Annotated in this window: 16 protein-coding genes; 7 read left to right on the top strand and 9 right to left on the bottom strand. The window is 66.8% G+C overall.

The genetic code is table 11. The features are described from left to right. Window positions 1-22 precede the first annotated feature (22 nt). From J4E04_RS00515 to rpmH, 9 genes are all read right to left on the bottom strand, one after another. Window positions 23-733 carry a GNAT family N-acetyltransferase gene (locus J4E04_RS00515; protein ID WP_222646453.1) on the bottom strand — a complete coding sequence of 237 codons (711 nt, stop codon included), beginning with the start codon at window positions 731-733 and terminating at the stop codon, window positions 23-25. Window positions 734-945: 212 nt separating this feature from the next. Beyond that, window positions 946-1938: a ParB/RepB/Spo0J family partition protein gene (locus tag J4E04_RS00510; protein WP_222632466.1), complete on the bottom strand. Its 993-nt coding sequence runs from the start codon at window positions 1936-1938 to the stop codon at window positions 946-948. Next, the gene (locus J4E04_RS00505) at window positions 1935-2930 is read right to left on the bottom strand and encodes a ParA family protein (protein ID WP_027505949.1); all 996 of its coding nucleotides are present in this window, start codon (window positions 2928-2930) and stop codon (window positions 1935-1937) included. Before J4E04_RS00505 ends, J4E04_RS00510 begins: the two co-directional genes overlap by 4 nt. Window positions 2931-2967: 37 nt before the next feature. Then, the gene (gene rsmG / locus J4E04_RS00500) at window positions 2968-3672 is read right to left on the bottom strand and encodes a 16S rRNA (guanine(527)-N(7))-methyltransferase RsmG (RefSeq protein ID WP_027505948.1); all 705 of its coding nucleotides are present in this window, start codon (window positions 3670-3672) and stop codon (window positions 2968-2970) included. 187 nt (window positions 3673-3859) lie between these two features. After that, window positions 3860-4465, bottom strand: a complete 606-nt coding sequence (locus J4E04_RS00495; RefSeq protein WP_081821301.1) for a Jag family protein — start codon at window positions 4463-4465, stop codon at window positions 3860-3862. Between the two features lie 71 nt (window positions 4466-4536). Next, window positions 4537-5640 (bottom strand): membrane protein insertase YidC, encoded by a 1104-nt coding sequence (gene yidC / locus J4E04_RS00490; protein ID WP_027505946.1) that lies wholly within the window; start codon window positions 5638-5640, stop codon window positions 4537-4539. A gap of 4 nt (window positions 5641-5644) precedes the next feature. Continuing rightward, window positions 5645-5968: a membrane protein insertion efficiency factor YidD gene (gene yidD / locus J4E04_RS00485; protein ID WP_037186004.1), complete on the bottom strand. Its 324-nt coding sequence runs from the start codon at window positions 5966-5968 to the stop codon at window positions 5645-5647. 65 nt (window positions 5969-6033) lie between these two features. Next, the gene (gene rnpA, locus J4E04_RS00480; protein WP_051613399.1) at window positions 6034-6456 is read right to left on the bottom strand and encodes a ribonuclease P protein component; all 423 of its coding nucleotides are present in this window, start codon (window positions 6454-6456) and stop codon (window positions 6034-6036) included. 24 nt (window positions 6457-6480) lie between these two features. Next, a complete protein-coding gene (gene rpmH / locus J4E04_RS00475; RefSeq protein WP_027505944.1) occupies window positions 6481-6624 on the bottom strand; it encodes a 50S ribosomal protein L34 in 144 nt (47 codons plus the stop codon). Window positions 6625-7173: 549 nt separating this feature from the next. On the opposite strand from rpmH, the gene dnaA reads away from it, so the two are divergent. From dnaA to J4E04_RS00440, 7 genes are all read left to right on the top strand, one after another. Beyond that, complete coding sequence (gene dnaA / locus J4E04_RS00470; RefSeq protein WP_027505943.1) at window positions 7174-8736, top strand: chromosomal replication initiator protein DnaA; 1563 nt, start codon at window positions 7174-7176, stop codon at window positions 8734-8736. A 498-nt stretch (window positions 8737-9234) separates the two neighbouring features. After that, window positions 9235-10419, top strand: a complete 1185-nt coding sequence (gene dnaN, locus J4E04_RS00465; RefSeq protein ID WP_027505942.1) for a DNA polymerase III subunit beta — start codon at window positions 9235-9237, stop codon at window positions 10417-10419. Between the two features lie 46 nt (window positions 10420-10465). After that, the gene (gnd, locus tag J4E04_RS00460; RefSeq protein ID WP_027505941.1) at window positions 10466-11371 is read left to right on the top strand and encodes a phosphogluconate dehydrogenase (NAD(+)-dependent, decarboxylating); all 906 of its coding nucleotides are present in this window, start codon (window positions 10466-10468) and stop codon (window positions 11369-11371) included. Next, complete coding sequence (gene recF, locus J4E04_RS00455) at window positions 11372-12637, top strand: DNA replication/repair protein RecF (protein ID WP_222632468.1); 1266 nt, start codon at window positions 11372-11374, stop codon at window positions 12635-12637. Further along, on the top strand, window positions 12634-13179 hold the full coding sequence (locus tag J4E04_RS00450; RefSeq protein WP_027505939.1) for a DUF721 family protein: 546 nt from the start codon (window positions 12634-12636) through the stop codon (window positions 13177-13179). Before recF ends, J4E04_RS00450 begins: the two co-directional genes overlap by 4 nt. A 151-nt stretch (window positions 13180-13330) precedes the next feature. Further along, window positions 13331-14197, top strand: coding sequence for a metal-dependent hydrolase (locus J4E04_RS00445; protein ID WP_027505938.1), 867 nt, complete (start codon window positions 13331-13333; stop codon window positions 14195-14197). Between the two features lie 26 nt (window positions 14198-14223). Continuing rightward, entirely contained in the window at window positions 14224-15318 is a 1095-nt protein-coding gene (locus J4E04_RS00440) for a PDR/VanB family oxidoreductase (RefSeq protein WP_222632697.1), read from the top strand. Window positions 15319-15420 lie beyond the last annotated feature (102 nt).

Raw genomic sequence — 15420 nt, 5'->3', positions numbered from 1 at the left:
CGTCCGGCCGGCCGGACGTCGCTCAGCGAGCCCCGACGGGCACGCGAGCATCGGCTTCCACCACGGTGAGTGCTGCAGCCTCCAGCAACCGCTCGAGCGCAGCCTCCACGTCTTCCTTCCACCCGTGGTCCCGATCGAGCTCCAACCGGAGCCGCGGGAACCGGTGATGCGGAGCCACGACCTCGAAGCCGTACTTCTCGAGGAAGTCGGCGTCGATCATGCAGGTCGCCTCCCCGCACGGTGGGGTGTCGATGAGGGACCGGCGTTCGTCGACCTCGTTATCCTCGAGCCGGACTCCGAACGCCTCGAGAGCTCGCACACCACGGTTGACGAGATCGCGCACCACTGCGTGCAGGAGCGTGTCCCGAATTCCGTCACCGTCCTCCGCGGACAGCGGTGAGTAGAGCGACGTCAACAGGACTGCATCCGGACTGACCGGTGCGGTGGGGAAGTGCGCGACTCGGGGCACGGCGCCGGGAGGTGCGTACAGAGCGCACCCCACCGAGTCGGAGGACGCCGGTACATCGGCGCCCGCGACATCGGTGGCGACCTGTCCGCACGGACCCCACTCGAGCATGACCATCGACAGCCACGCTTCCTTCTCGAATTCGGTGTCGACGAGAGTTGCCGTGGAGGGGGCCGCGGGATCCATGGTCCAGAAGACGCACTGGCGGTCGTGTGCCGGCAGCGCATCGAATCCGCCGAGGGTGAGTGTGGAGACGACGATCGACACGCGTTGACTCAGCCTCCGTACCCCGACTCGCGGCGGCGACGAGCCTCCGCGACTGTGTGTGCCCCTTCAGGATAAGCGATAGGCCTCTCCCGAGGACACCACGTCGCCTGCCAGACGAAAGTCAAAGCAGTGCATTGACTTTCGGTTTCGATGGCGAAGTTACGTCACAGTGACGAAAAGAGCGTGGGTGGCCGTACCCGCGATCGACGCGGTCACGACGACTTCTGGCGTTCCATCATCTCCACGATGCGCTGAAGGTCGTCCACGGAGCCGAATTCGACCACGATCTTGCCTTTACGCTTGCCGAGGCTCACGGTGACACGGGTGTCGAACGATTCGGAGAGCCGCTCCGCGACGTCCTGCAGACCCGGCATCTGGATCGGCTTGCGTTTCGGAGCCGGGGCCGGCGCAGCCGGGTCCTCCCGATTCGCGAGAGTCACCGCCTCTTCGGTGGCTCGCACCGACATGCCCTCGGCCACGATGCGTGCCGCCAACTCCTCCTGTGCCGCGGCGCCCGCCTCGAGCGACAACAGTGCTCGAGCGTGACCGGCGGACAGAACGCCCGCCGCCACGCGCCTCTGTACGGGAATGGGGAGCCGTAGAAGCCTGATCATGTTCGTGATGACGGGGCGTGATCGACCCAGCCGCGCAGCGAGCTGATCGTGCGTCACGTCGAACTCCTCGAGGAGCTGCTGGTACGCAGCCGCCTCTTCGAGTGGGTTCAGCTGGACCCGATGAATGTTCTCGAGGAGCGCGTCGCGGAGGAGCGTGTCGTCGGCTGTCTCGCGCACGATCGCCGGAATCGCGTCGAGTCCGGCTTCCTGGCTCGCCCGCCATCGGCGCTCACCCATGACCAACTGGTAGCGATCGTCGCCGATCTGGCGGACCACGATCGGCTGCATGAGGCCGAACTCGCGGATCGAGTGCACCAGTTCGTCGAGCGCTTCCTGCTCGAACACCGAGCGCGGCTGCTTCGGATTCGGTTCGATCTTGCTGGGTGCGATCTCCCGATAGACCGCGCCGGCGGGCGAGAGGTCGTCCTCCACGATGGACGGCGGAGTGGGGGACGGAGCCGTCGCCGTGCGGGACTCGCCACCGATGACGACGTCGGCGGCCGCCGATCCCAGGCCGGAACTCTGACCGGGGGATGTCGGTATGAGAGCCGCCAGACCGCGGCCGAGACCGCCCTTCTTGGTCGAACTCATGCCGTTCCCTCCGTTGCTGCGTTCATGCTCGCGCTCCGCGCTGCCATCTCACGACCCGCGTCGAGATAGGACATGGCGCCACGTGAACCCGGGTCGTAGTCCAAGACGGTCATTCCGTATCCGGGAGCTTCGGAGACCTTCACGCTGCGAGGAATCACCGACTTGAGTACGGCATCACCGAAGTGCTTGCGCACCTCGTCGGCCACCTGGTCGGCGAGCTTGGTTCGGCCGTCGTACATCGTGAGGATCACGGTGGACACGTGCAGTCGCGGATTGAGGTGCGCCTGGACCAACTCGATGTTGCGCAGCAGCTGACCGACGCCTTCCAGTGCGTAGTACTCGCACTGGATGGGGATGAGCACCTCCGTTGCCGCGACCATCGCGTTGACGGTCAGGAGTCCGAGCGACGGCGGGCAGTCGATGAGGACGAAGTCGATCTGCAGATCGTCGAGCGCCGCGCTGGACAACGCGGTCTTGAGTCGACCTTCGCGAGCCACCATGGAGACCAGCTCGATCTCGGCGCCTGCCAGATCGATCGTCGCCGGGATGCACATCAGGCGATCGTTCTTCGGGCTGCGTTGAATGGCCTCCACGGCGGTGATCTCACCGAGGAGCAGCTCGTAGCTGGACGGGGTGCCCGACGTGTGGACGGCGCCGAGAGCCGTGGACGCATTGCCCTGGGGATCCAGATCGACGACCAGAACAGACAGTCCTTGCACAGCGAGTGCCGCGGCGATGTTCACCGCCGTCGTCGTCTTGCCGACGCCGCCCTTCTGGTTGGCGATCGTCAGCACTCTCCGAACCGGGGGTCGCGGCAGAGCGACGCCGCTCTTGTGCAGAACCTGGCTCGCGCGCTGCGCCGCCGCACCGATGGGGGTGTCGTCCGACGTGATGGGGGAGTAGCCGTAGGACTCCGATGCCGATCGTGTTTCACGTGAAACGTCGACGGCGGGTGTTTCACGTGAAACAGCGGCTTCGGATTCACCCGACATGACTTGCTCCTTCGACAACGATCGATCCACGCAGACGTCAGCGTGAGCCGGCGGAGAACTTGGGGACGCGGTTACCACGCACAGCGCGCTCCGCGCGTACAACGATAGTCGGTGTGGGAACGACGCCCTCACCACACTGCAACACCTGGAAGTTCTTCGCGCCTATCCGCGTGAGCGTCCCGGAGTCGCGATCGATCTCCTCCTGTGCCGTGCTGCCCTTCAAGGCGAGCATCACGCCGCCCTCGTGCACGAGGGGCAGGGACCAGCGCGCCAACTTCTCCAACGGGGCAACCGCACGCGACGTGACGATGTCACAACCGCCGGCTTCTTTGATGACGCCCGGCTGCTCGGCTCGTCCGCGCACCACCGTCACGTCGAGACCGAGTTGCTCCACGATCTCTGCGAGATACACCGTGCGCCGTAGGAGCGGCTCGACGAGGAACACGGACAGATCCGGTCGAGCGATCGCGAGAGGGATCCCTGGCAGCCCGGCACCACTGCCGACGTCGACCACGCTGGCGCCCTCGGGGATGAGCTCTCCGATCACGGCGCAATTCAGGAGATGACGCTCCCACAGCCGGGGAACCTCGCGCGGACCGATCAATCCTCTGACGACACCGTCACCCTTCAGGGAGTCGTAGTACGCCCGAGCCGTGTCGGCACGGTCACCGAACACTCGAACGATGGCATCGTCGACCCACGCTGGAGTCGCGGACTCTTCCTCATGTTCCACGTGAAACATCCTCTCGCGTCGTCCTGAGTGGTCGTGAACCACACTCGTGTAATTCTGCTGACGCCGGGCGCCACGCGCTGGAGGCAGTCTAGTGACGACCGCAGACATTCCTCACCCGCCGAGACGTCGTCCGACCCCGGGCACGAGAAAGGGGCGCGGTCCGTGGACCGCGCCCCTTGTCGACTCCGTCGTCAGATCACTCCTTGACGACGACCACGTGTCGATTCGGCTCGACGCCGTCACTCTCACTCGTCACACCGGCGATCGTCGCCACAGCGTCGTGCACGATCTTGCGCTCGAACGGGGTCATCGGCTCCAGAGGTTCGCTGTCACCGGACGCCGCGACGCGCTCAGCGGCCTCGGTTCCCAGTCGCGTCAACTCCTCGCGGCGGCCCGCACGCCATCCGGCCACATCGAGCATCAGCTTGCTGCGGTCGCCCGTCGACTGCTGCACAGCGAGACGCGTCAGTTCCTGCAGTGCGTCGAGAACCTCACCCTTGCGGCCGACCAGCTTGTTGAGATCCTTGCCGCCGTCGATGCTGACGACTGCACGGTCACCCTCCACGTCGAGGTCGATGTCGCCGTCGAAGTCGAGGACGTCGAGCAACTGCTCCAGGTAGTCGCCCGCGATCTCGCCCTCCTCGACGAGGTAGTCCTCGGCGTCACCCTCGGGCTCGTCCGCCTCTGTGTCTGATTCCGGGGTCACGGGAGCAGCGGCCACCACGGTGTCGTCTGCCGAGGCCTCGACCTCGGGTGTGCTCTGCTCGTCCGTCTTCGAATCGATGGTCACGTTGTCGTCCATTTCCGTTCGCACTCGTATCACTTCACGTGGTTCTGGTCCGCGGGCGGACCGGCAGGGTCACGACGGCCGGATCAGCGGCGCTTCTGCTGCTTGGGTCGCACCTTGCCGGGAGGAGTCTTTTTCTTCCGAGGAGTGGTGGCGCCGTTGGTGGCCGCGGTGCCCGGTGTCGGGTTCGACTCCGATGATGCCGTGTCACTGCCGGTGTCCGTGGTCGATTCTGCCGCGACGGCGCGGGTGGGCTTGGCTCCCGGTGCCGGCTTCTTCTTCAGAGCGTCAGGGCGCGCACCGGGCTTCGGAGCGTTCTCGTTCCGGCGCTCCAGAGCGGCTTCCTTCTTCGCCGCCTCTTCCTTGTCGATGCGACCGAAGACGAGGTGCTGCTGCGCGTAGGTCCACACGTTGTTGCTCACCCAGTACAGGAGGATGGCCACGGGGAGGAACGGGCCACCGACGAGCACGCCGAGCGGGAACACGTACAGGGCGAGCTTGTTCATGATCGCGGACTGCGGGTTGGCCGCAGCTGCCTCGCTCTGACGCGCCACCGACGCGCGCGAGTTCAGGTGGGTCGCGATGCTGGCGATGATCATCAGCGGGATCGAGACGGCGAGGATCGGACCGATCGACGGGATGCCGCCGAACGGCTCGAACGCGCGCAGCTGCGACTCGGGTGACGTGATGGCCGCCGAGATGGGCGCACCGAACAGACGTGCCGACAGGAAGGACTGGACGTCCTCGACGCTGAAGAAGTAGTTCGGAGTCTCGGCGTTGACCTCCGGGCTCAGACCCAGCTGCCCGATTCCGGTGCCGGTGCGGTTGAACGACCGGAGCACGTGGAACAGGCCGATGAACACCGGCGCCTGTGCGAGCACGGGGAGGCAACCCATGATCGGGTTGAAGCCGTGCTCCTTCTGGAGCTTCTGCATCTCCACGGCCAGCTTTTGACGGTCCTTGCCGTACTTCTTCTGCAGAGCCTTGATCTGCGGCTGAAGTTCCTGCATCTGGCGCGTCGTCCGCACCTGCTTGACGAAGGGCTTGTAGAGGATCAGACGCAGTGTGAAGACGAGGAACACCACGGACAGCGCCCAGGCGAAACCGCTGTCCGCGCCGAGCACGGCGCCGAACACTTTGTGCCAGACCCAGAGAATTCCGGATACCGGGTAGTAGATGAAGTCGAGCACGGCTCTATGTACTCCTCTGTTGATTCACCCTCACGGGGTCACGAGACTGCGGGCAAGCGTGGTCGGTGTCGGTGGGCACCGCGTCGGCACCACCCCGGAGACGACGCGGGGGTGGAACGGGATCCCACCCACCAGGGTGCCAGGGCGCGCACTTCAGGAGGCGGACGACCGCCAGAACGGCACCGACGACGAACCCACGGGTGCGGAGCGCCTCCACGGCGTACTCACTGCACGTCGGCGTGAATCGACACGTCGGAAGGCGAAGAGGGGAGATGTAGGACCGGTACCCCTCGATGATGAGGATGACCGATCGGGCCGGGAGAGACATCAGCCGACGCAGGAGGCTCCGGTCGGACGCAGGCTCGACCGGGACCGGATTCGCGGACTCCGTCATCACGTCTCGGACCGGCCGAGGGCGCGGGGGCGCTCGGCGGGAACCGGGTGAGAGGAGTTCATCGCGCGCATCGCTCCGAGTCGTCGCAGACCCGACGCCAGCTGGCGTTCGAGTTCGGAGGACGCCGCGGTCGCTGCTCCGGGCAGTGCCCGCACGACCACGTCGACATCCGACTCGACGAGAGGAAGCATCGAGCTGCAGATATGACGAAGCCGGCGTGCGACTCTGTGTCGAGTCACCGCCGGCCCCACTGCTTTACTGACCACGAGCCCGAAACGCGGGTGTCCGGAAGAGACGAGAGCGTTCTCGTCCCCCCGGAACCTCAGGTGCACGACGATGTCGTGGCGTCCTGTACGGCGGCCGCGGCGCACCGTCGCCTGGAAATCCGACGACTGGTGCAGCCGATGCTGCTCAGGTAACACCCGAGCGTTCCGGTTACCGGGAAATCAGGCGGTCAGCGACGCGCGGCCCTTGCCGCGACGAGCCGACACGATCGCGCGACCGGCACGCGTGCGCATGCGCAGACGGAAACCGTGCACGCGTGCACGACGACGGTTGTTCGGCTGGAACGTCCGCTTGCCCTTGGCCACGGTGGTACTCCTCGAGATATCGGCAGTCCCGAGGACTGCCGGTGGTGTGCTGATGGTCGCGAGTTCGGCGAACTCGAGTTCGGTGGCCACTCGCGCAGGAGAACGGCAGGACCGATCCACGCATGTCGCAGGTGACCGTTCGAGGGTACTGACGGCGTCGAACGAGGTCAAACCGCGCTACCCCGGGGACGGTGCTCCTGTCACGATGACACGCCTCGAGCACGACGACGACCTCGCGGCGGCAGGAGAGGACCGTTCGTCTTGTTGTGCACCGACGAGCCTGCTAACTTCGCTGTGCGGGTGACGACGTCTCGCCCCGTCGGTGGGGATCTCTCACCAAGGCTCTGCATCGCCGCAGGTCAGAACGCCGCTGCTCCGGGCCGTCTCCGTGCGAGATGCCGTCGAGCTACACCGGTGTCGTTTGTCCACAGCTGTGGATAATTATGTGGAAACACAGGTCGGGTGGCATATTCGTGTCGTCGGCGGGGCCCTCGAGGCACCGCAGCATCATCGACGGCCGCGGTCACGCCACGGCCCTGGGGAGGCACCGTGGAGGACGATCCGGACGTCTTGGCCGCTGTATGGCCGAGCGTCGTCGCCGAGCTCACGGCGGAGTCGAATTCGGGGTCCTCCCTGTCTCGCGCCCAGAAGGCGTGGCTCGCTCTCGTCCGCCCCATCACTCTGGCGCAAGGTTTCGCTCTGCTCTCGGTTCCGTCGCCGATCGCGCAGGAGGCAGTCGAGCGCGGTCTGCGTGAACCCATCCTCGCGGCCCTCGGTCGCCACCTCGACCGCCCGGTCGAGGGGCTCGGTGTCCGGCTGGCGCCCGGAGCCGACGCCGACCTCTCGGACGTTCCCACGCCCGTCGACACCGAACGTCGCCCCGACACCGCACACAGTGCACCCGTGTATCGCCGGCGCCTGCTCACCGAGTCCACCGCGGGCGAGCCGTCCGACTCCGAGAGCAGTGACTACGGCGATCACGAGGAGGTCGACGACGACCGGGACGCTCTGACCAGCGTCCAGAACTCGTGGCCCACCTCGTACACGGTGCCGCCGCGCTCGACGTCCACTCCGACGGGCAGCACCAGCCTCAACGCGAAGTACACGTTCGACACCTTCGTCATCGGCGCCTCCAACCGGTTCGCCCACGCGGCCGCCGTCGCCATCGCGGAGGCTCCGGCGCGGGCGTACAACCCGCTGTTCGTCTGGGGTGCGTCCGGACTGGGGAAGACGCACCTGCTGCACGCCGCCGGCCACTACGCCCAACGTCTGTTTCCCGGCATGCGTGTGAAGTACGTGTCCACCGAGGAGTTCACCAACGACTTCATCAACAGCCTTCGAGACGACCGCAAGGTCGCGTTCAAGCGCCGCTACCGCGAGACGGACGTCCTGCTGGTCGACGACATCCAGTTCATCGAGGGCAAGGAAGGTATCCAGGAGGAGTTCTTCCACACCTTCAACACGCTGCACAACGCGAACAAGCAGATCGTGGTCTCCTCCGATCGGCCGCCCAAGCAGCTCGCGACCCTCGAGGAACGACTGCGCACCCGCTTCGAGTGGGGCCTCATCACCGACGTGCAACCGCCCGAGCTCGAGACGCGTATCGCGATCCTGAGCAAGAAGGCGCAGATGGACCGCCTCGACGTGCCCCACGAGGTGCTCGAACTCATCGCGAGCCGGATCGAGCGGAACATCCGTGAGCTCGAGGGCGCGCTCATCCGAGTCACGGCCTTCGCGTCGCTCAACGGGCACAACCTGGACACCGCGCTCGCCGAGGCCGTTCTCCGAGATCTGATGCCGGACTCGACGGGACTGGAGATCACGGCGGCGACGATCATGGCCGTCACCGCGGAGTACTTCGACACCTCGATCGAGGAACTGTGCGGCCCCGGCAAGGCCCGCGCGCTGGCGCAGGCGCGACAGATCGCGATGTATCTGTGCCGCGAGCTGACCGATCTGTCGCTGCCCAAGATCGGTCAGACGTTCGGCCGTGACCACACCACCGTCATGTACGCCGACAAGAAGATCCGCAAGGAGATGGCCGAGCGGCACCGTACGTACAACCAGGTGCAGGAGCTCACCGCTCGCGTGAAGCAGCGCTCCAAGCGCTGACCCCTCCGAGTGTCCACGGCCGTTCGACTCGCCCCCGCGGCGATGCGGGCGGCCGTTCTCGTCGGTACGGAGCCCCGAACGGAGACGAGTTCGGCCGGGATCCGGGCCGGTTCTGCTCGATACACACCTGTGGACAACTGTGTGAATAACGTGGATACCCCGGGGATGAAATCTGTAGTTCGCACCGAGTCCACCGTCCGTCCACATGTGACCCGCACCGAGCCCGTCGTGATGCCCGGGTTCATCCTCGAGCCGCCACGCCGCGCCACCAGCACCGGACAGGGTCGGTCCACAGATTCCACAGGACCTATGACTACTGCTTGTATTTCTTCCTAGGAACATCTCTTTGAAAACAGGGTGGGGACGGATCCATTCACAACCGCCTCCGAGGCCTCGGATCGAGACGAACCCCGACTTTTCAGCACGCGCTCGAGGGCATACGGTGTGGTTTGCCCACCGACTCGTGTGGAGCAGGTCAGCGAGAGGATCAACCGGGCGATGGAGCTTGGCAGTGTGAAGTTTCGAGTTGCTCGAGAAGATTTCTCCGATTCGGTGGCCTGGGTGGCGCGTTCACTCCCGTCCCGTCCCGCGGTTCCCGTCCTCGGCGGTGTGCTGCTGTCGGTCGACGACTCCGGACTGACGGTCTCCGGCTTCGACTACGAGGTGTCGGCCCAGGTACGCGTTCCCGTGGAGGTCGCCGGCGGAGGCCAGGTGCTCGTGTCGGGCAAGCTGCTCGCCGACATCACGCGCTCGCTGCCGAACAAGCCGGTCGACGTCTCGGTCGACGGGACCAAGGTGCTCATCACGTGCGGCAGTGCCAAGTTCTCTCTTCCCACGATGCCGGTGGAGGACTACCCGCAACTCCCCGAACTGCCGTCGCAGACGGGCACCGTCCCGGTCGACGTGTTCGCCGAGGCCATCAGCCAGGTGGCCATCGCCGCGGGCCGTGACGACACGCTCCCGATGCTCACCGGTATCCGCATGGAGATCGACGGCGACTCCGTGGTGCTCGCCGCTACCGACCGGTTCCGTCTCGCCGTGCGCGAACTCGACTGGACTCCGGCCGCACCCGGCACGGCCGCCGCGGTCCTCATCCCCGCCAAGACCCTGTCCGAGTCCGCGAAAAGCATTGGTGGCGGCGCGGAATCGGGCGTCGAGCTCGCTCTGGGCTCCGCATCGCACATCGGCAACGACGGCCTCCTGGGCATCGTCAGCGACGGCCGCCGCACCACCACCCGTCTGCTCGACGCAGAGTTTCCGAAGTTCCGGCAGTTGCTGCCGTCCGAGCACACCGCGGTCGCCAGCGTGCCCATCGCTCCCCTCCTCGAGGCCATCAAGCGTGTCGCTCTGCTCGCCGAGCGTGGGGCGCAGGTCCGCCTCGAGTTCTCGGCCGACACGGTCACTCTGTCCGCCGGCGGCGACGATGCAGGTCGGGCCGAGGAGTCGATCGAGGCGAACTTCCAGGGCGAGCCCCTGGTGATCGCGTTCAATCCCGGGTATCTCATCGACGGTCTCAACTCGCTGCACTCCGAGCGGGTGTCCTTCGGGTTCACCACACCGAGCCGGCCCGCAGTGCTGCGCCCGGCGGGTGAGGACGAGCTCGAGCCGGACGAGACCGGAACGTTCAGCGCACCGAAGAGTGCGTACACGTACCTGCTCATGCCGGTACGCCTTCCGGGCTGAGTCGCTCGCGAGGCACCGGCGCAGGTCCATCGAAAGGAAGCCACGCATGAACATCGGGTTGGTCGGTCTCGGCAAGATGGGCTTCAACATGCGTGAGCGCCTGCGGCGCCACGACATCGAGGTCACCGGTTACGATCCGCGGCCGGAGGTCACCGACGTCGAGTCGCTCGAGGCCCTCGCCGCCGCGCTCCCCGCTCCCCGCATCGTCTGGGTGATGGTGCCGTCCGGCCCCGTCACACGCGACACCGTCACCACTCTGGCCGGCGTGCTGTCCGAGGGCGACCTCGTGATCGACGGCGGCAACTCGCGCTTCACCGATGACGCGGTGCACGCGGAACTGTTGTCCGCGAAGGGCATCGGCTATGTCGACGCCGGCGTCTCGGGCGGCGTCTGGGGCCTGGAGAACGGGTACGGCCTCATGGTCGGCGGTGCTGCTGCGGACGTCGAGCGCGCCATGCCCGTGTTCGATGCGTTGCGTCCCGAGGGCGAGCGGGCGGACGGCTTCGTCCACGCCGGCCCGGTGGGCGCGGGTCACTACGCGAAGATGGTGCACAACGGTATCGAGTACGGCCTCATGCACGCCTACGCCGAGGGGTACGAGCTCCTCGCCGCGGAGGATCTCATCGAGGACGTCACCGGTGTGGTGCGTGCGTGGACCAAGGGCACCGTCGTGCGGTCGTGGCTGCTCGATCTCCTGGTGAAGGCTCTGCAGGAAGATCCTGGATTCACCGACATCTCCGGCTACACACAGGATTCCGGTGAAGGACGCTGGACCGTCGAGGAGGCGATCCGACACTCGGTGCCGGCTCCCGTCATCTCCGCGGCACTGTTCGCGAGATTCGCGTCGCGACAGGTGGATTCGCCCGCCATGAAGGCGGTGTCCGCGCTGCGCAACCAGTTCGGTGGACACGCGGTGCAGCGTGCCCCCAACACGGAGAGCACCGGCGCGTAAGTGTTCGTCCGCTCGGCGACCCTGGTCGATTTTCGTTCCTGGCAACAACTCTCGGTGGATCTCGCGCCGGGGGTGACGGTGTTCGTCGGTCCCAACGGCCACGGGAAGACCAACATTCTCGAGGCACTGGGGTACGTCGCGACGCTGTCGTCGCACCGGGTGTCGGCCGATGCTCCGCTCATCCGGACGGGTGCGGAACGCGCTCTCGTGCGGGCGTCCGTCGTCAACCTCGGTCGCGAGCTCACCGTCGACGTGGAGATCAACGACGGGCGGGCGAATCGCGCTCGCATCAACACTTCTCCGGTGCGGCGGACACGGGAGGTGCTGGGCATCCTGAACACGGTGCTGTTCGCACCCGAGGATCTGGCGATGGTGCGCGGCGATCCGAGCGAGCGGCGCCGCTACCTCGATGAGCTGATCGTCGCGCGGTCTCCTCGAATGGCCGCTGTCCGTGCGGATTACGACCGCGTTCTCCGGCAGAGGTCCGCGCTACTCAAGAGCGCGAGCGGGGTTCTGCGACGCGGATCGTCGTCGAGCGACGGCGCGAACGCGTTGGCCACGCTCGACGTGTGGGACGGGCAGCTCGCCGGCTTCGGTGCCGAGATCGTGGAGCACCGGCTGCGCGCGGTACGCGACGTCGGTCCCTTCGTCGTCGACGCCTACCGCCGGATCGCACCGTCGTCGCGGCCTGCGGCCATCGCGTACCGGAGCAGTCTCGCCGACGCCATGCCCCCCGAGATGCTCGCGCTGGATCGAACGGAGGAACCGGACGACGTCGAGGTACTCGAAGCAGCCTTCCTGCAACAGCTCTCGGTGATGCGGACACGGGAGATCGAGCGCGGGGTCACCCTCGTCGGCCCGCATCGTGACGATCTGGACCTCGTACTCGGAACCGATCCTGCCAAGGGGTTCGCGAGTCACGGCGAGTCGTGGTCCTTCGCACTGTCCCTGCGGCTCGGCGCTTTCGAGTTGCTGCGTTCCGAGGGTTCGGATCCCGTGCTCCTCCTCGACGACGTCTTCGCCGAACTCGATCGTGCGCGGCGGACCGCTCTGGCGGGGGTTGCAGTGACGGCGGAGCAGGTGTTGGTGACCGCGGCAGTGCCCGAGGACGTTCCGCCCGAGTTGAGAGCGCGCCGCATGGACGTCCGTGCCCACGAGACCGAGGGTGCACGCAGATCGGAACTGACCGAGGTGTCCGGGTCGGATTCTGTCGGAGGCACGTCCGATACTGATGTCGACACGAGCCACGTGGAGGAGGAGTCATGACGGACGAGACGCCGTCCGGCAGCGATCCGGCCGAGCCCCCGCTGCGCGGAGCGGACATCGCGCGGCGTGCGCTCGAGAACGCGCGTGCGGCGGCCAAGGCCAACGGCAAGGCCGTGGGGCAGGGTCGCGCGTCGACGCAACGCCGGCCGCGACGGTCGCGCACCTGGTCCGGCTCGAGGCCCGACGACCGTGATCCGCAGGCACTCGGGTCGCTCGCGAAGACGCTCGCCGCGTCGCGTGGCTGGTCGGCGAAGGTGGACGAGGGCACGGTGCTCGGCCGGTGGCCCCAGGTGGTGGGTGAGGACATCGCGGCACACGCGGAGCCGGTGTCCGTCCGGGACGGCGTGCTGGCGGTGTCGGCGGAGTCCACGGCGTGGGCGACCCAGTTGCGGTTGATGCAGTCGCAGATCCTCGCGAAGATCGCCGCGTCCGTGGGCCACGGTGTGGTCACGTCGCTCCGTATCACCGGCCCGGCTGCGCCCAGTTGGAAGAAGGGCGACCGTCACGTGTCGGGTCGCGGACCTCGTGACACCTACGGGTGAACCCCCGGGCCCATTGATCGATGTCACGAGGGTGCGTAGCGTTTCACGGGGAAACGACCGGACGTGGTGATCGGGGACAGCGTCACGGTGGATCCGATCCGAACTCGCGCTCTGCGGCGAATGATCGAATGATCAGCCACGAAAGGACCCGATGATGAACGACGATCCAGGACCCGTCGTCCTGCAGGCGCGCAACGTCTCGTTCGACTGGGAGTCCATGCGCATGCACTACATGGACGGTGACCCCCTGGCCACGCACCTCATGAACGTGATGCACCTGTTCCTCCCCGAGGGCGAGGAGTGGTTCGTGCGCGTGTTCAAGGAGGCGCTGCCGTTGATCCACGACGAGAAGCTGCGCGCCGACGTGATCGGCTTCATCGGCCAGGAGGCCATGCACGCGCAGGCGCACTCCGGCATACACACGTTCCTGGCCGACCAGGGCCTGGACCCGGCGCCGTACGTGAAGCAGATGGAGTACGTCTTCCGGGTCGCTCTCGACAAGAGGTCGACGAACACCAAGAACAGCCTCGTCGAGCGCCTGGCTCTCATCGCCGCCATCGAGCACCTCACGTCGTTCCTCGGCATGTGGGTGCTGACGGAGAAGGGCCTGGACGAGGCGGACGTGGATCCCCGCATGTTGGACCTCGTGCGCTGGCACGGGGCCGAGGAGGTGGAGCACCGCGCCGTGGCCTACGACGTGTTGCAGTACTTCGACACGCGTCGGTTCCGCCGCACGCGTACCTACCTTCTCGTCGCACCGACCGTCGTGGTCATGTGGGGCCGCGGTCTCCGCTTCCTCATGAAGAACGATCCGACGCTGACGGACGATCAGCGCAGCTACACGCTGAAGCAGATCAGGGCCGTCACGCAGCGCGGGTTGTTCCCCACCGCCAAGGCCGTCGGCAAGGCGTCCGTGCGGTACCTGCGGAAGGACTACCACCCGTCCAAGGAGGGATCCACCTCGTTGGCAGTCGCGTACCTCGCCACCTCCCCGGCGGCGAGGGCCGCCACGGTCTGATGGGCGATCGCACGTTCGCACGAGCCATGGCGGCCGTGCGCGAGTACCGCGCGTCCCGGACGATTCCCGAGGATCTGCTCGGCAAGGGCGGCATGGACGAGTCGCTGGCGCAGATCACGGACGGGCTGGACAAGCTGTTCGCCATCCTGGATCACTCGAAGTACAAGGCGCGTGCGGCGCCGGTCCAGACGCGGACGCACACGATGGCGGTCTCCGAGCGTTTCACGCTGTGCCGGGACGAGAACGTGGTCGGGCTGACGCTTCGTCGAGTCGACGGCGGCGACGTCCCGCCGTGGCATCCGGGCAGCCACCTCGACCTCGTGCTCCCCTCGGGGCGTCGCCGGCAGTACTCGCTGTGCGGTGACCCGCTCGAGAAGGACGCGTACTCGATCGCGGTGCGACTGGTACCGGACGGCGGCGGCGGTTCGGCCGAGATGCACACCCTCGAGGTGGGAGACAGACTCTCGGTCACCGGTCCGCGCAACGCTTTTCCGTTCTACGCGTCCGGATCCGCGTTGTTCGTGGCCGGTGGTATCGGCATCACCGCGATCATCCCGATGGTGCGGCGGGCCCGTGCCCTCGGCATGGACTGGCATCTGGTCTACAGCGGACGCTCACGGCAGTCGATGCCGTTCCTCGACGAGGTGTCGACGTGGGACCAGGAGCGTGTGACCGTCCGGACAGACGACGTCGACGGGTTGCCCACCGCAGCGGATCTTCTCCGCCACGCGCCGGACGGCGGATCCGTCTACTGCTGCGGTCCGCCGCCGATGCTGGCTCTGGTGCGCGAGGGTGTCCCGGCGACGGGGGCGACGCGTCTGCACTACGAGCGGTTCTCGCCGCCGCCCGTCGTCGCCGGATCCCCGTTCAGTGTCGAACTCGCGTCGTCCGGGACGGTGCTCGACGTCGCGGCGGACCGGACGGCACTCGACGTGATCCGCGAGGTCGTCCCGGGTGTGCCGTACTCGTGCCGCCAGGGCTTCTGCGGAACGTGCAAGGTGAAGGTTCTGGCCGGCGCTCCCGAGCACCGGGACCGACGCCTCGCCGACGACGAGCGCGAGGATCACATGCTGATCTGTGTGTCGCGCTCCGCGGGCGAGCGGCTGACGCTCGATCTCTGACGCGCGGAGCCCTCGTACCCACGAAATGAGCCCCGGAACACGAGAAAAGTCCGTCTCCGACGCAATGAGGGGCCGTTTCGGGTGTCGACGTGAGCCGCGACC

The sequence above is a fragment of the Rhodococcus sp. NFXS4 genome, assembly GCF_058139645.1.
This window is presented reverse-complemented; position numbering and strand designations above follow the sequence as displayed.